This window comes from Alienimonas californiensis (genome assembly GCF_007743815.1).
Taxonomy (GTDB): domain Bacteria; phylum Planctomycetota; class Planctomycetia; order Planctomycetales; family Planctomycetaceae; genus Alienimonas; species Alienimonas californiensis.
Genome location: NZ_CP036265.1, coordinates 3322640 through 3338246, shown reverse-complemented (window position 1 = coordinate 3338246; position 15607 = coordinate 3322640). Strand labels below are relative to the sequence as shown.

The 15607-nt window shown below is 70.3% G+C and carries 11 protein-coding genes and 1 tRNA gene; 7 read left to right on the top strand and 5 right to left on the bottom strand.

The window, feature by feature from the left end:
* Positions 1 to 52 precede the first annotated feature (52 nt).
* The 6 genes from CA12_RS13105 (at position 53) to CA12_RS13085 (ending at position 7506) form a co-directional block, all read left to right on the top strand.
* Complete coding sequence (locus CA12_RS13105; protein ID WP_145359355.1) at positions 53 to 1486, top strand: hypothetical protein; 1434 nt, start codon at positions 53 to 55, stop codon at positions 1484 to 1486.
* 44 nt (positions 1487 to 1530) lie between these two features.
* Complete coding sequence (locus CA12_RS13100) at positions 1531 to 1959, top strand: hypothetical protein (RefSeq protein WP_145359354.1); 429 nt, start codon at positions 1531 to 1533, stop codon at positions 1957 to 1959.
* 113 nt (positions 1960 to 2072) lie between these two features.
* Positions 2073 to 2234 (top strand): hypothetical protein, encoded by a 162-nt coding sequence (locus CA12_RS22110; RefSeq protein ID WP_165700738.1) that lies wholly within the window; start codon positions 2073 to 2075, stop codon positions 2232 to 2234.
* A 195-nt stretch (positions 2235 to 2429) separates the two neighbouring features.
* Positions 2430 to 2873 carry a hypothetical protein gene (locus CA12_RS13095; RefSeq protein WP_145359353.1) on the top strand — a complete coding sequence of 148 codons (444 nt, stop codon included), beginning with the start codon at positions 2430 to 2432 and terminating at the stop codon, positions 2871 to 2873.
* Between the two features lie 1804 nt (positions 2874 to 4677).
* Positions 4678 to 5898 (top strand): IS701 family transposase, encoded by a 1221-nt coding sequence (locus tag CA12_RS13090; RefSeq protein WP_145359352.1) that lies wholly within the window; start codon positions 4678 to 4680, stop codon positions 5896 to 5898.
* An 867-nt stretch (positions 5899 to 6765) separates the two neighbouring features.
* A complete protein-coding gene (locus tag CA12_RS13085) occupies positions 6766 to 7506 on the top strand; it encodes a hypothetical protein (RefSeq protein ID WP_145359351.1) in 741 nt (246 codons plus the stop codon).
* Positions 7507 to 7601: 95 nt separating this feature from the next.
* On the opposite strand, the gene CA12_RS13080 is transcribed toward CA12_RS13085, so the two are convergent.
* The 5 genes from CA12_RS13080 to CA12_RS13060 all read right to left on the bottom strand — a co-directional run bounded on the left by CA12_RS13080 (position 7602) and on the right by CA12_RS13060 (position 13956).
* Positions 7602 to 9827 (bottom strand): S8 family peptidase, encoded by a 2226-nt coding sequence (locus CA12_RS13080; RefSeq protein ID WP_165700737.1) that lies wholly within the window; start codon positions 9825 to 9827, stop codon positions 7602 to 7604.
* Positions 9828 to 10256: 429 nt separating this feature from the next.
* Positions 10257 to 11252, bottom strand: coding sequence for an AAA family ATPase (locus tag CA12_RS13075; protein WP_145359349.1), 996 nt, complete (start codon positions 11250 to 11252; stop codon positions 10257 to 10259).
* A 460-nt stretch (positions 11253 to 11712) separates the two neighbouring features.
* On the bottom strand, positions 11713 to 11967 hold the full coding sequence (locus tag CA12_RS13070; protein ID WP_207621974.1) for a hypothetical protein: 255 nt from the start codon (positions 11965 to 11967) through the stop codon (positions 11713 to 11715).
* A 497-nt stretch (positions 11968 to 12464) separates the two neighbouring features.
* Positions 12465 to 13382 carry a helix-turn-helix domain-containing protein gene (locus tag CA12_RS13065; protein WP_145359348.1) on the bottom strand — a complete coding sequence of 306 codons (918 nt, stop codon included), beginning with the start codon at positions 13380 to 13382 and terminating at the stop codon, positions 12465 to 12467.
* Positions 13383 to 13882: 500 nt separating this feature from the next.
* Positions 13883 to 13956: transfer RNA gene (locus tag CA12_RS13060), tRNA-Arg, on the bottom strand.
* 293 nt (positions 13957 to 14249) lie between these two features.
* On the opposite strand from CA12_RS13060, the gene glgC reads away from it, so the two are divergent.
* Complete coding sequence (glgC, locus tag CA12_RS13055) at positions 14250 to 15575, top strand: glucose-1-phosphate adenylyltransferase (protein WP_165700736.1); 1326 nt, start codon at positions 14250 to 14252, stop codon at positions 15573 to 15575.
* Positions 15576 to 15607 lie beyond the last annotated feature (32 nt).

The following is a 15607-nucleotide window of genomic DNA, read 5'->3' as shown; positions in this document are numbered from 1 at the left end:
CGCCGCCGGCCTTTTTCCTCACCCGATCATCCTCCGCACACCAGAAGTCCCCATGCCCCCGATTAACCTGCCCCGCCGGACGCTGCACTCGTTCCGGCTGGTCTTGAAGAAACACCTCACACTCAAAGCCCGCGACGCTGGTCCGCCCGTCCGCGTCCACGCCGCCGAGGGCGGCGGCACCCGCTTGACCGCCATCGGCCCGGACGGACGCGGCATCTCCCTGCTGATCCCCGGCGAACGCCCCTCCTCGGACCTCGTCCTGCCGTTCGGCCTGTTGGCCGAGGCCGGCGCCGCGAAGACCGGCGACGTCGCCCTCGCCGAGGCCGACGGCGGCGACGCCGTCGTCGCCCACTGGGACGAGCGGGGGGTGCCCCGCAGTGCCCACGGCACGGTCGAGAAGGCCGACCGGGACCGAGCGACGACCTTTGCTCCGCCCGCCGTGGAAGACCTCCACGACCCCGGCCCCGGCTTCGCCGCGGCGCTGCGGCAGGCGATCGCCGTCACGGACGCCGAGTCCACCCGCTACGCCCTCGGCTGCGTGCGGTTGGACCCGCACGCCGGCCGGATCGAGGCGACCGACAGCCACTGCCTGCTGATCGCGCGCGGGTTCGACTTCCCGTGGGAGCAGCCTGTCCTGCTGCCGGCCCCGCACGCCCTGGGCTGTTCCCCGTTGAAGGACCTGGACGTCCATGTGGCGCGGGTGACGGACGGCCCGAAGGTGCCGCTCGTCGTCCTCTCGGCCGGCGACTGGAGGCTGTGGACGCCGGAGGTCCGGGACGCCCGGTTTCCGGATCTGGATCGGGTCGTGCCCGGCGGCGAGGGGAAGGCAACCGTCAGCCTCTCTGAGGCCGACGCGGCGTTCCTCGCCGACCGGCTGGATCGACTCCCGGGCGACGGCGACGCCCGCCGTCCTGTCACCCTGGAGGCGCGGGACGGCCTGTTCCTCGTCCGGGCCGCCGAGGAGGGCGCCGCGGCGGTGGAACTGGCGACGGCGTCCTCGGAAGTCACGGGCAAGGCGGTCGCCGTGGCGGACCGGCGGTTCCTTGCCCGGGCCCTCGCCGCGGGCTGCGCCCGGATCGTCCTGCACGGACCGGAGGAGCCGGTCCGGTGCGATGCCCCCAAGGATGCCGGGACCACCGTCGTCTTCGCCACGCTCGCTGGCGACGCCGTCCCCGCCGAGGGGGCCGTCCGCCTCATCGCCGAGGCGGGGCCGGCCCCGGAACCCTCTCCCGCCGCCGCGGCTCCCGCGACCGTCCCGTTCCGCTCCCCGAACCCCGCCCCTGCCGTGTCCCGCTCCAAACCCGACGTCCCCGCCGCCGACCCGGAGGCCCTCCTCGACCGGGCGGCCGCCCTCACCGCCGCCCTGTCGGAGGCGGCCTCGCAGGCCCGCTCCCTGTCCGCGGACCTGCGGAAGCTGAAGAGGCGGGATCGTGCCGTCGCCAGCGCTCTCGGCAGCCTCAAGCGGCTCGGCGACCTCGCCGCATAGCCGGCTCCCACGTCCCCTTTCCCCCCCCACAGGAGGTACGACCCATGCTGAAGATGAACTGCGGCCTGAGCCGCAAGATCGGCCAGCCGGACTACGGCAGCCGCGGGGCCATGGTCCACCTGGAGGTGGAGCTGAGCGCCGAGCTGCTCAAGGACCCCGAAAAGCTCCGCCGCCAGATCCGCGGGTGCTTCGGCGTGGTCCGGCAGGCGGTGGACGCCGAACTGGGCGTCGCCGAGCTCGAGGAGGGCGAACCCGCCCGCCTCCCGCAGGTGGGGCTGGAACGACGCCCCCCGTCCGACCCGCCGAGCACCCCCAATCAGGTGCGGGCGCTGCACGCCTTCGCCCGGCGGGCGGGGGCGGACTTGGCCGCCGAGCTGCGGCGCCTCGGCGTCACCGACGCCGCCGAACTCTCCCGCCGCCAAGCCAGCGGCCTGATCGACGGCCTGAAGGAGCGGGCCGGCGACCGCCGCTGATCCGCTTCGCTCTCCCGACCGATCCCCCGCCACCGTCCCGGCGGGGGCGGTCGCGGGTCGTCTCAGCCCCGCCGCTTTCCCACGCCCCCGTTTCCCCGATTCGAAAGATCCCAATGTCCCTGTTCGCCACCCCGTTCCTCGACCGCCCCGCCGTCGGCCTAATGCTGGCCGTGCTTCGCCCCGCCGCCCGCGTGGCGGTCCGCTCCGCGGTCGCCCTGGCGGCCGTCGGCTTGGCGACCGGTCCCCTCGGCCGCGGCCTCCGCCGCGGCCGGTGACGTTCCCGCCGCCGGCTCACGCCGGCGGCACGCCCCCCGCACGCGCGGGGGGCTTCTTTTTAGATGCGGCCGAGCCCGACCTCCCGGGCCAGCTCCCGCCCCGACGCCGGACCGACGTCCGCCCCGCGCCCTTCCGCCGCGGGAATAGCATGGCGGTCGGTCGTCCGTTGCCTTCCCCATTGGCAGAGAGCCCCCGTGCCGAAGACCCTGTTCCCCCCCGCCCCGAAGCGCAAGCCGACCGAGGACCCCGTCCTCCAGACGATCCGTCTGATCCGGCAGACGGGGTTCACCGCCGGGCCCGAGGCGGCGGAGTTCGCCGTGTCGGCCGGCAAGGAGCCCGGCGACGTGATCGTCACGCACCGCGGACGGATGTTCGATCTCTTCCCAGACGTTTTCGACACTTACATGCGGGACGCGCCGGTCTCCGGTCCCGCGGACGACGACCGGACGCGGGAGAACGCCCGGCGGGGGATCCTGCGGGCCCTCTGGCAGGCGGACTGCGCGGACGACGAGACGAGCCCTTGGATGTGCGTCACCGGGGACGTCGATCCCCCCGCGGAGTACGACCCGCTCGGGGCCGACGAGCCGGCCCCCCGGCCGCGGTGGGCGGACCAGCCGACGCTGCTGCTGCAGGAGTGACCGGGACCCCGGCCGCGGGACGGCGGGAGGACCGGTACGCCCGCCGGGACCGGGGAAACTTCGACGCCCTGTTGGAGTTCGATTGGCCCCGTCGTGTCCGGCTTCGTCGAAGAAGCCGAGGCGATCAGGCCGGGCGGCACGTCGGAGGAGCCGAACCGCCGCCGCACGGCGTCTAGCCGTTCGTCACGCTGACGCGGCCCGCGGCCCATCCGGACTGTCAGGCACCGACTTTCGCACGGCCGGCGGCGGGCGGGGACCCGACGCCGATGCCGCGGGGGCGACGGCAGTGAGTCGGTGTCCTGAAGGCCCCCTCCGGAAGACGGCCCAGTGTTCATGGGGGCGGAGAGTCATCGAGACCTCGGCACCCCTGTTATTCCGACTTAAACGACTGCGAACGGGCCGCGGCTTCGGACATCGCGACGGTCTCTCCGACGCCCCCGCCGACCGTCCCTCGCCCACGGGTCGTACCGAGCGTCGAATTTATTGGCGAAATGGTCGGCACGCCCTCCGCTCTACACCTGTAGTCTGAGATCGCGGTTCTGCGGCGAGAAACGGCGAAACGATCAGCACGCCCCCCTCTGTAGCAAAACACGGGATTATAGAAGGCGACGTGCGAAGCGGGACGCCGGCTCGGTCATCGACCGATCCTGAGTCTGACCTGCGGCGGCGGCCGGCCTGAACGCCGAAGCCGCTTCTCCCGCACGCCGCCGACGGCGGAGCCCGTACGCCTCGCCGGACAGGGGGGGTCAATGCGGGTTTTGACCCCGACGCCCGCCACGCCCCGCAGTGGGGCAGGCCGGAGGGCACCCGGCGTTCTGGAGGGGGACGACACGAGGAGGAGAACGCCCGTCGCCAAGTCCGCCCGAGCCGACTGCTCCGGGGCGTCCGGGACGTCCATCTCCCGAGGGTTGCCGTCCGGCGAGGTCGACGCCGAGTTCGCCCGGCACCTCGGGCGGGCGCCGCTCGCCGTCACGGCGGGATCGTGCCGGCCGCGGAGACCGGGCCGCGTCCGACCGGTCGGGCGACGCGGCCGACGGTGTCTCGAGGCTCCTCCGGCCCGAGCGAGTTCTTCTCTCCAGTCTGGCCAGGGTCCGAAACTTCGGACGTCCCCCGAGCAGGTCGCTCGTTCCCCACGGGGGGGCGGCGACGTCCCCGGTCCGACCTGCGAAGACGTCCACGGTCGCGGGGGCGGGACGCCGAACCCAGGACCGGTCGCGGCGCCGGTCTCCGGAGGTCCTGGGGATCGCCTGAAGCCGGCGGCGAAGGGAGCCCCGCCACGCGGCCCCGGCCGGTCGCCGCCGCGGTCGCCCGGGCGGGCCGCCTCATGCCGGAGCGACCGAGGTCCGAAAGTTCGGACCGTTCCGCCGTCGGCGGTTCAGGTCCGCGGAGGGGGGACGGCGACAGGCGTTCACGGTCGTCGCGATTCTCCGCGGCGGAGCCCGGTCCGGGTCGTCGGGACGGATCCGGCCCGCCTCCCTTATGGGCCGGTCCGCGGCGGCCTCTGGACGGTGCCGGCTTCAGTGCGCTGATCGGAGTGCGGACGGCGAACGAGCCTCTCTCCGCTGATTCAAATCCCGAGTGAGCGCGCAAACATCACACCCTGGATGCGCCCCAAATCGAGACGCGCCGGCATTGTGTGCCCGGTCCCCGAGGGCCCCCCAGATCTTGTGCTCCACGGAGAAGACTTCCCGCGGGGCCGGAGGCTGGGGCGGCCGGCCTCACGGCGGCCGCGCAACTCTCGTACTTTGGTGGCGACCGCGGGCGGGGGACGCCGGCGGGCCGATCCTCCGCCCCGAGAACCTGAATGAACGTCCGACCTGAGGAGTCCCGAACGGACCCGGACCGCCTCCGGGACCGCGAGTTCGACGCCGTCGCCGCCCGGATCGGGCCGCGGTTTCTCCGCCGCGATCTGCGGGATCGGGCGGGGGCGTACCTGCGGGCCCTGGCCCTCGGCGGGGGAGGCGCCGGCCGGGGCGGCGTGCGGGCGTTGGCCGCGGCGGCGGGCGAGACGACGCCGGCGGGTTTCCGGCATCTGCTCGACCGGGCGCGGTGGGACGCCGACGCCCTCCGCGACGACCTGCGGGAGTACGTCGTCGAGCGGCTGACTGATCCCGACGGCGAAGCGACCCTGATCGCGGGGGAGGTTCGCTTCCCCAAGCGGGGAACCAAGTCGGCCGGGGCGACGCGGCGGCGGTCGCCGACGACCGGGCGGGTCGGGACCTGCCAGGCCGCGGTGTTCCTGGCCTATCGCACGGCCCGCGGCTGCGCCCTGATCGACCGGGTCCTCCACCTCCCGGAGGAGTGGGCGACGGACCCCGCCCGCCGCGTCGCGGTCGGGGCGCCGGACACGCACGTCTTCGGCCGCGGGGGCGTCGTAGCCCCCGCGGGCACGCCCAACTTGGCCGGCGGGCTGATCCGCCGGGCCCTGGACGCCGGCGTGCCCTGCGACCGGGTGGTGACGGACGAGACCTGCAGCTTCCCCCGTTTCTGGACCAGCCCGCGACGACGAACGCAGGATCACGTCGCGGTCGTCGCGGCGACGCGGAGGCTGATCGCGGGCCGCACGATGACGACGCCGGAGGGGCACCTGCGGACGGCCGAGGACGGCGGCCAAGTGAACTGGGAGGTGGTTCCGGGGCCGGCGGAAAACGGCCGCCCCGCCCGCTGGGCGGCCCTGCCGTGCGGCCGGGGCATGGGGGCGGTCGAACGGCCGATCGTGAGCGAAGCGCTGTTGGTTCGGGAAGATCCCGCCGGGTCGAAGACCGGCGCCCCAGGGCGAACCTACTTTCTCAGCAGTTCATGGGAGCCGGCGCCGCCGCGGACGCTGGTCGAGGCCGCCGGGGGGCTCGACGCGTTCCGGAGGACGGTGGCGGGAGCCCGGAGGGAGGCGGGGCTGGACGCCTACGAGGTCCGCAGTTGGGACGGCTGGCATCGCCACGTGACGCTGTCGATGCTCGCCCATGCCGCGCTGACGATCGCCCGTCTCGAGGCTGAGGCGGGTCGGCCGGACCGCGTATGCCGGTGAGGTCGTCGCCCCTCGGGAGGCTGCGAAGGGCCGTCTCGGGATGGCGTCGGAGCACCGGCCAGGGGCCGGGCAGAATTCACCAGGTTCGTCTCCACCCCCTCTGGTCTATTCTCACGGTTTCGTTTGACAGACTGGACCCGCTTTCGGGCCAGTTCGCGTCCACTCCTCATCCCGCCTCTTCGCCAGTGCTCTGGGGAGGCGGTTTGCCGAACGGGACGGGGACCGGATTCGGCTCCTTCTAGATTGACTCGGACGCTCCGCCCAAAACGTGGGGCGGCGAACTTTTCTTCGCCGAGTCGAATCGGCTCGTCGGCATCGGAACGCTCCACGCACACGTGGAGACCGATCCCCCCTCGACGTCCAAAATTTCGGACTTCCGGACGTCCGGCGCGGAACAGCCTCCGCTGTCGAAGGGCGCATCAGCGTGCGGCGGACGCATCAGGCGGATTGGACTCGGTGCCCGATCCCGCGGTCGCGATCCCGGGGAGTTCTTGCTCGGTTTAAGTGGCCCCGTCGTCGACGCGAGCGTGCCTCAGATTGACCATTTGGCCTTGCCCGTCGCCAACCAGACCGACCAACTCGTCCGGCATCCGCCAGTCGCAGAGGACTCGGCAATTCACCTTCCGTACGCGGCCGCGGCGGCCATCGTACGAGCCTCGCCAATGACGGCGGACAACCGCGTCGGCCTACCGAGCGTCACCTGCTGGGGTAGGCAGGAGGAGAATACGGACCAGCGTTCCTCTGGGGCGACTTCCACGGCGTCCAGCTCGGGGGGATTATTCGACCGCGGAACAATCGCATCGCGCCGAACGCCTGCGTTTTCCAAAGTGGACGATGTATTACCAGGGAGCTGCAAGGCTCGGCTTAATGCCTCGACGATCGCCGCGGACTCGGGGGTTCGCCCGCGTCGCCGCCGCGTGGCCGCACCTCCCGGCGGCCGTGAAGGCCGGCGTGGTGGCGATGGTGGAGACCAGCGTCGCGGCTGGCGATGGTGCGACGGTTCTGACGGCGGGATGGTGGCCGCTTGGCGCCGACGCCCCCGGCCCCTTCTCGCACCCAACTGACCAGCCGCCGATCATGCCCAGCCCCCGGCTCGAATGCGCCGTTCGCTACGGCCTGTTCGTCGCCTGCGAGGACGAAGACCTGGGCGCCGATGAATCGGACTACGTCAGCTCCGTCGCCGGCGCCGTGGTCACCTACATCGGGTCGGAGGGGGAAGAGCTCGGCCCCTACCCGGACGAGGACGGGGCCGCGGAGCGGGAGGTCGGTTCGCTGACCGCCTTCATCGTTCAGACCCGCAGGGTGATCGACGAACGGTTCTCGCTGTTCGACGTCTGCGACGCTCACTCGGACGGGCTGGCGGACATGTTCGCCGCCGTCTTCGACAACAAATCGGAGATGCCGAGGGAGGAACTCGGGATCGAATCCCTGTGGGAGGGCCTGATGTGCCTCGACGCCGTGACCGTCGATCCCGCCTACCGCGGCCGCGGGGTCGCCGTGCAGGCGGTGAAGACGACGATCGAGACCTTCTGCCACGGCGGAACCGTCACCGCCACCCCGCGTCGATGCCGCTCACCGACGCGGGGTGGAAGGCGCTCGACTTCGTGAAGATCGCCGAGGCGGAGGTCGCCGTCCGCAACAGGGTTTCGCTCAGCCCGTACCGGGACAAGCGAGCGCCTGCTCCTCCCGCTTAGCAATAGCAGTCAAGCCGCGACAGGTTGCCGGACGCGGTTCACGATGGCCTCCCGCATCTCCTCGTACAGGTCGACGGTGAGCGGCTCCGCCACGTCGAGCGTGACGGCGAGGCCGTACCACACGGAGTTGTTCAGCCCGCCGGCGTCCTCCCGGCAGTTTACCTGCACCGTGAGGGAGGTTCCCGCCGCCGGGGCGACGGCGGAATCTCCGGCCCTCTCCACGTGTTCGACGGTGCCCAACTCCGCCGCCCGAGCACCCAGCCCGACCTTCTCCCGCACGCGGAGGGGGTCGTTCGGCCATTTCAACCAGAGCGACGCCTTGCGGTACTGCCGATGCCGCACGTTGATCGGAGTATTCCACGCTAGCGTCGCGGTCACCCGTCGCCTGATCTTCGATCGGGGGAAACTGGGCGGCAGCGGGAGTTGGTAGACGTGGGCGTCCCCAGCCGCGAGTTTCGCGGCGGCGACCGCGGTGACACGGGTTCCGGTGCAGAACAGCGCCACGTTCGGATTGACCAAGCCGAACCCAAGGTAGCGGGCGAGCAACCGGTCCCAGTGGCTCCAATGCTCCCCCTCGTACTCAGCTCCGAACACCCGCTCCAGCACGTCAGTCTGACCTTCCCACGATGCCCCGTGGACCAGCAGCGCCTTCAACAGGACAGTCCGCCCCGCCGACGGCAGCGGCGGGAGGTCGGGGTCGATCGCTTCCGCGAGTTTCTCGTGAGCCAGCCCGGCGAGTCGGCTGGCGAGGGCGGCGGCGTTGCTGGACCCGAACCCGTATTCCGTGTGACCGAGGTCGCCCCGGCGAACGCCTGGGGCGGCCGTCAGCAGACCAGGGCCGCGGGGGCTGGCAGTAGTGGTTAGGACTGCCGGGTCCGAGCCCAAAACAGGCCGGCATGTGTAAAATGCCCGCCCGCCGGGCATGAGGATCTCCGGCTTGACCGCCCGGCCGCGGCCAGCCGCGACGGACGCTAGCGGGGTCGGCAGCCCGCCGTCGGCGAAGCAGTCCGCCCGTCGGTCCCCCTTGACTGGGGCAGCGTGGTCGGAGTGGTGCGAGCCGACAGTCACGGCGTTTACCGACTCCGCTGGCATGATCGGGCGGCGGTTCCGCTGGTCTTCTTCGAGCGCCCGCAGGACGGGCTCGGCCCGATCTCCAGGGACGAGCCCCTCCCACTCCGCCCGAGTCATGTTCAACTCGATATCCTGCTGGTGGTTCCCGACGCTCACGACGAACAGGAGGTCGTGCTCGCTCGCGAGCCAGTCGAGCAGCCGGGCGAGCGGGCTCATCTCCCGTAGGAACGGGCGATCGGCATCACCAATCGACAGATTCACCACCCGCACCCCCGGGGCCGCCGCTTCGTCCTCAGCATCCCCGACCTTCATCCGACGCACCGCGGTGTGGATCAGGTCGACCATCAGTTCGTCCCGCGGAAACTCTTCGCACCAGTCGCTGCCGGTCTCGAAGGCCTTAAGGATTGGGCGAACGTAGAGCGGGGTCGGGAGCGGACCGCCCCGGTCCGGATCGTTGAGGTCGCCGTGCAGGATCAACGATGCCATCGCCGTCCCGTGCCGGCGGGCTTCGGCGGGGTAGTCGTCCCCCCACCCGTCAGGGGCGTCCACGACGATGCGCCCGTCGAGGAGGTCGTGGTTTTCAACCGGCAGGCCATCGAACAGAGCTACGACCGGTTCGGTCTCCGCAGGCGGGCGAATAGAGTCAGCGGCGGCGGCGGCGACGACCTCCCGCCGAGTCTCCTCGTCCCGTGGCCCGGGGAGGAAGCCGGTCTGCGGCCGGGGGCGGAAGAACATTACCTCCTCGCACTTCAGGAGGTCCGTGTGATTTCCCGTTCGCACCGCCTTCAATAGCTCCTCGACCCCTTCTGCGGGCAGTTCGGCCAAGACGCCGAGATAGCGAATGCCGTCGACGCGGGCGATCTTCACCACCCGGCCGCCGGCTGTACGTACCGCGGCAGACGCGTCCGCCTTGGCCCGCTCTCGGTCCACTTCGTTCGACCGGTACCAGAGCTCCATTTCGAAGCGGAGCTTCTCCCCAGTCCGGTGGGGCAGTTCCTCACGCCAGCGGTCCAGTAGCCGGCCGTCGTCCAGCCGGTCTCGCACGTCCCACCGCCGCACGTCCCGCAGGTGAATAAAGATATCTTTGAAGGGGCCGAAGCCCGATCCCGCCCGATCGTTCGGATTCGCTTGCCACTGACCCCACAGGCGAATGACCTCTTGCACAGCAGCCTGCGTCGCAGACGTCCCGTAGATCCGACAAGTCAACTCGTCATCGCCATCCTCGTCGCCCACAATCGAAAAGCCATGTTCCGCGGGGACGTCTTCGCGTTCTAGGTCAGCGAGCCACTCCAGCCCCTCCACGTTCGCGGCGGCCTTCGCGAAGTTCTCTACGCTGTCGCCAAGCGTCTCGAAAACAACCACTTGCTCGGGCAGCGCCCCTGAGGCGTCAGCTGACGCCCCCCGAAATCCGTCAAGGATTTGGTCAAACCGAGCCTGAAGACGTTCCTGCTGCTTCTCTGGACTCGGAGGGTCAACAGGCGTTCCGCCGCCGCCCCGCTTTGCCTTGGGGGCTTTCGTCGGCGTTGGGAAGATCAACAGCGGGCGGTCGTCCATGCCCAACAACATACCGTCGCCGGGCATCGGGACGCCCGTTCACTCTGGTCTCGCCCGCCGCTCCCAGTCCCGCAGCCGGTCTCGGACGATCGCCCGCACGTCGGCGTCCGGTTGGGCGAGCACGGCCCGGCGGGCGATGTCGGTGACGAAATCGTCCAGTTCCGAGTAGCTCGCTCCGTCCAGCTTGCCAGCCAACGTCTGTGGCGAAGGCCCGCCGCGGGCGACTCGGATGCGGGCGAACGCGGCGGTCAGGAACGCCTCCCGCTGCCCCCGCGTCGGCGGGGGGAGTTCCAGCCGAACCTCGAACCGCCGCCAGACGGCCCGATCAAGCAGGCCGGAGTGGTTCGTTGCGGTGACCAGCACGACGTGACTCGGCATGTCGTCCACGGCGAGCAGCAGGCTGTTGACGACCCGCTTAATCTCTCCGGCCTCCCGCTCGTCCCCCCGCTCTTTGCCGACCGCGTCGAACTCGTCGAAGAACAGTACGCAGCGGCGGGTGCGGGCGACGTCGAACAGCCGCCGCAAGCGGGCCGCCGTCTCCCCGAGGTAGCTGCCGATCAGGGCATCGTACCGGACCCGCAGCAGCGGCACGATCAGGGCGTCCGCCAACGCCTCGGCGAGGCTCGTTTTGCCGTTTCCCGGCGGTCCGCTGAGAAGGACGCGGTGGCGGGGCTCCAACCCGTAGGACCGCAGCAGCTCGACCCGCTGTTGCTCCTCGACCAACTCATTGCACGCCCGCCGGACGTCGTCGCCCAGTACGAGGTCCCCGAACCCCCGCCGCGGGACGATTTCATCGAACAGAGCCGCCTCAGACCCGCCTGTCCGCAGTCCCCCGGTCGGAATCATGCCCCCGCCGTTCGCAGCGTGACCGTTCCGCGGCGGCTCCTTCAGGGCGGCGTCGAGCCGCTCGGCGAGGACCCCGTGGTTCTTCGCCCGCTCCTCGGCGATGACCGCCTCGACCGTCCGACGGAACTGCCGCTCGTCACCGGCAGTGCCGGCCTTCACCAGCGACAGCAGTAGGTCCGAGCGGGCCATCAGGGCAGGATTCAGCGGGCTGGGGGCGGCAACGCGGCGAGCGGGCTCCTTCGCGGAAGGCCGTGTAGCGGTTTGCTTAGGGGAAAGTTCGGGGACGAAGCAAGCCGCATCGGGCGGCTCGCACACGCTGTATGTTAGGTCACCCCGCCCCGTCGGCGGCCCCCAGTCTCCGAGATTGTTCGCATCGCAGCCGCCATCGGCCGTCGCTGAGGGTCGCCTTGATGTATTCGTCAATCGACGGCGCCTGCGGGCGGGTGGAGCCGATCAGCCCGCCTCGCACCAGTGACTGAAAGGACTCGTTGTTCAGGTGGGGCCGGGCATCTGGTTTCAACCCTCCGCCGCCAGCGACGAGAGCTCTCCACCACATCGAACGCTCCGAAGCAAAGACTCCCCCGACGAAGCCGGCTGGTCGGCGGGAATGTCGGGGACGGGATGGAGATCGTCCCTCATACGTTGCCGATTATTCTTCGCTGTGTCCGTGGGCGACCTCTTTGAAGTCGCCGGTGTAGGGCGTGCCGTCGATCAGGCCGCTGATCGTGCCCTCGTACTCGCGGACGACGCCGAGGCCCGGGTCGGTCCCGACGAACCGTGAGGCCTTCCCCTCTGGATCGCCTTCCTGCGGGTCGGCGGCGAGTTCGACATCCGTATCCGCTGCGCCGAATTTCGCGCCGCCTACTTTGGCGGACTCTAGCCTTGCCCCAGTTTCACCGGGCAAAGCCACCTCGGCCCGCCCTCCTGGTCGGAGTCGATTGAGCTCGCCTGCAATCGTCCCCGTGAGCCGGGCGGCGTTGCCCTGCCAATCAGAAAACCGGCAACGGCGTTGACGGTCGCCGATCGCGTCGCGCGTCTTCGCGGGCTCGCCTCCTGAAGTCTTAGAACCCGTGACTTCAGAGCGTCGACGGATTCCCTCGCCCCCTCCCTTGGTCCTCCTCCCCAAGTCCCCCCGAATGCGTTGGACTCTCTCGTTTCTCACCGAGGGTGGCAGCACACTATCCGTCTGTCCACCACAAAGCGCAGCGAAGTGCATTAGAGATAAGCTCCTGTTCGGGTATGGGTTCATTTGTGGTGTTCGGGTGACACTTTTTACGCTGTGGACGACACCATTTTCGCGGCGGAGGACAGAATCGTTGGCATAGCGGACGCGCCACCGTTGCGCCACTCGATCCGGGAGCGGGATCAGCGGGCAAGTCGCGGAAGCGGTCGCCGACCCGCCTACCGGGGCTTGTGATCCGGAGGGCGTGGGACCGGCTGGTCGAGGAGCCCCTCCAAGAAGTTGCGGCGCCGCCTCGCCCGGCGGCGCGGGCGAACTTCCGGCTCTGACGGCAGATTGTTCAGATCCGGAGCCGGCCCCAAGAGGAACTGATACTCACCGTACCACTCGTCCTCGTCTGACCTCGGCAGCACCAAGATCAACCGATCCCAATGCAACTGTCTGATCCCGGCGATGATCGTCTGCGGGGCGAACTCTAGTCGGTCCTCGATTTCCGCCGGGTCGAGTGCTGGGGCGAGGCGGAGCCAACGATGATCCGAATGCTCGTCGTCCAGTTCGCCATTCACGCATTGTCGCCACTGAGCCAGCAGCGCGCACACACGACTCACCAAGTAGGCGTACAGCAACCGAGTCTTCGGCGACCAGTCGAAACGCGAGACCCAACGCGGGAGCACGGCGAAGCCGTCGCGTCCCTGGCCGCTCGGGCGGGGACCGATCGCGTAGGCCGCCAATGCCCGCTCAGTGAACCGGTAGACTTTCGCCCCCTGCCACCCGCGATGGTAGATCAGTCCCTCACCGGGCTCGCCGTCGCCGCGGCCCTGGAGTTTCTCGAGCTGGCGTTGCACGGTCCGTTCAGAATATCCAGTGAGGGCTGCGATCCGCTGCACGCTCGGGAAGGCCTGATTGTCCGCCACGTTCAGATGCCGGCGTAGGACGCCCATCGTCAGGGCGCACGCCCCGTACTCTCGAACGACCGCGAGCGGAATGCGGTCGTAGCCCGCGGCGTCGCGGACTTCGGGTCCCCGGAAGAGGGCCTGCGGAGGGGATACGTGCGGATCCCCTTCCCAAGCATGGTCGATCCAGGCCTCAGGAAGTTCTTCGGCGAGGGCGTCGAAGTCGATCTCTCGTTGGACGGGCACGGCGGACGGCGGAAACCGGGGGAAGAGGCGCGAGCGAAGCACAAGGCGGCGAGACGGGCTGGCCGAGCCCCGACGAGAAGCTCGGCGATCCGCACTGTCGACGGGCCAGCGGGGCGGGCTTCCGCGAAGACGCCGCCCAACGACGTCGTCACACAGAATTCCGACTTTCGGACCTACTCGACGACGGGCCCGATGAGGAAGGCCGCGGCGGCGGCAGGCTCTGGGGCCGATTGCCGTAGCACGAGCGCGCTCTGTCGCACCCGCTCCCGAGAACACTACCGAGGCCCGCGGTGCGGCACCTCGAAAGAAACCCCCGGCGACTGCCGACAGAGCCGCTCCACGTCGAGGAAAATCGGAAGATAACGGTTCTACGGGGCGAGCCGACCGCCGCGAAGGGCGACGCGGCGTGGCTGCGCGAGAACCGCGCAAAATCGTACCCGGCGATCGTACCCAGTCGCGAGCGTACCCAACCTCAGGGCCGTTTGACCCTACAATACAAGTACGCCCCGCAGGATTCGAACCTGCAACCTTCGGTTCCGTAGACCGACGCTCTATCCAATTGAGCTAGGGGCGCTTGGCCGACGACCCGCACGGGGCGAGCGATCGGGTCGGGGAGAGTATCACGCCGCTCCGGACGGTCAAGCCGAAACGACCCGATCGTCGCCGCTGGCGGCGGGACGACGGTCGGACACGGCCCGCCCCGCGGCGGTTCGCGGTCTCGTCGGCCGGGAGGTTCGGCTGCGACCGCAAGATAGGGGCGCCGCCCGTCGCCGGTCGGACGGTTCGGCGGTAGGCTGGCGGGGCGCCCGCAGCGATTCGCTCACTCCCAGCGATTTGCCCCCTCCCTCAGCGGCACGGACCCGCCCGGTGACTCTCTCCTCGCCCCCCGTTCCCGGCCTGCCCACGACGCCGCCCGGCGTCGGCGTCGCCGCCCCGGCCGCGTTGCCGCGCGTCACCGTGCTGATCCTCGCCGGCGGCAAGGGCAGTCGGCTCGAACCGCTCTCGCGCGACCGGGCCAAGCCGGCGGTGCCCTTCGGGGGGTGCTACCGGATCATCGACTTCGCCCTGTCGAACTGCCTGAACAGCGGCCTGCGGCGGGCGCTGGTGCTCACGCAGTACAAGGCCGCCAGCCTGGACCGGCATATCAACCAGGGCTGGCGGTTCCTGTCGCGGGAACTGGACGAGTGGGTGGACGTACTCCCCCCGCAGCAGCGGCTCAGCGAGGAGTGGTACCAGGGCACCGCCGACGCCGTGTACCAGAACATCTACACGATCGAGCAAAGCCGCCCGGACGTCGTGCTGATCCTCTCCGGGGACCACATCTACAAGATGGACTACGCGGCGCTGATCCGCGATCACCTCAACGCCGGAGCCGCGGCGACGGTGGGCTGCCTGCCGGTCTCGCTGGAGGAGGGACAGTCGTTCGGGGTGATGGGCATCGACGAGCGCCGCCGGGTGGTGGAGTTCGCCGAGAAGCCCGCCGATCCCACGCCGATGCCGGGCCGGGCGGACATCTGCCTGGCTTCGATGGGCATCTACGCCTTCGACGCGGCGTTCCTGTTCGAGGAATTGTGCCGCGACGCCACCGTGCCGGGCAGCTCGCATGACTTCGGCAAGGACATTCTGCCGGACATCATCACCCGCTCCCACGTCCGGGCCTACCCGTTCGGCGACGGCAACCTCGGGGCCACCGGCGAGGGCACCGGCTACTGGCGGGACGTCGGCACGCTGGACGCCCTGTACGAGGCGAACATGGATCTGGTGCAGGTCTCCCCGAACCTGAACCTGTACGACCCGGACTGGCCGATCCGCACTTGGCGGGAGAACTACCCGCCGCCGAAGTTCGTGTTCGCGGAGGAGGTCTCCGACGGCGACCATCCGCCCCGGGCCGGCGTGGCGCTGGACAGCCTGGTCTGCACCGGGTGCATCGTCAGCGGCGGGCGGGTCGAACGTAGCGTGCTGAGCCCCGGCGTTCGGGTGAACAGCTACGCCCACGTGACCGACAGCGTGCTGCTGGACGGCGTGACCGTCGGCCGCCGGGCGGTCGTGCGGCGGGCGATCCTCGATAAAGGCGTCACGGTCCCGGAGGGCGCCAGCGTGGGCGTCGACCCCAAAGCCGACCGGGCCCGGGGCTTCACCGTCACCGAGGGCGGCCTGACCGTGCTGGGCAAGTTCGACCGGTTCCCGGAGTGAGCGTGGTCGCTTGTTATGAACCCGCGAAACCG

Excerpts from the sequence above, each read along its gene's own strand:
- CA12_RS13085 (WP_145359351.1), top strand. The coding sequence starts at position 6,766 with ATGCCTCGACGATCGCCGCGGACTCGGGGGTTCGCCCGCGTCGCCGCC.
- CA12_RS13075 (WP_145359349.1), bottom strand. The coding sequence starts at position 11,252 with ATGGCCCGCTCGGACCTACTGCTGTCGCTGGTGAAGGCCGGCACTGCC.
- CA12_RS22110 (WP_165700738.1), top strand. The coding sequence starts at position 2,073 with ATGTCCCTGTTCGCCACCCCGTTCCTCGACCGCCCCGCCGTCGGCCTA.
- CA12_RS13090 (WP_145359352.1), top strand. The coding sequence starts at position 4,678 with ATGAACGTCCGACCTGAGGAGTCCCGAACGGACCCGGACCGCCTCCGG.
- CA12_RS13105 (WP_145359355.1), top strand. The coding sequence starts at position 53 with ATGCCCCCGATTAACCTGCCCCGCCGGACGCTGCACTCGTTCCGGCTG.
- CA12_RS13100 (WP_145359354.1), top strand. The coding sequence starts at position 1,531 with ATGCTGAAGATGAACTGCGGCCTGAGCCGCAAGATCGGCCAGCCGGAC.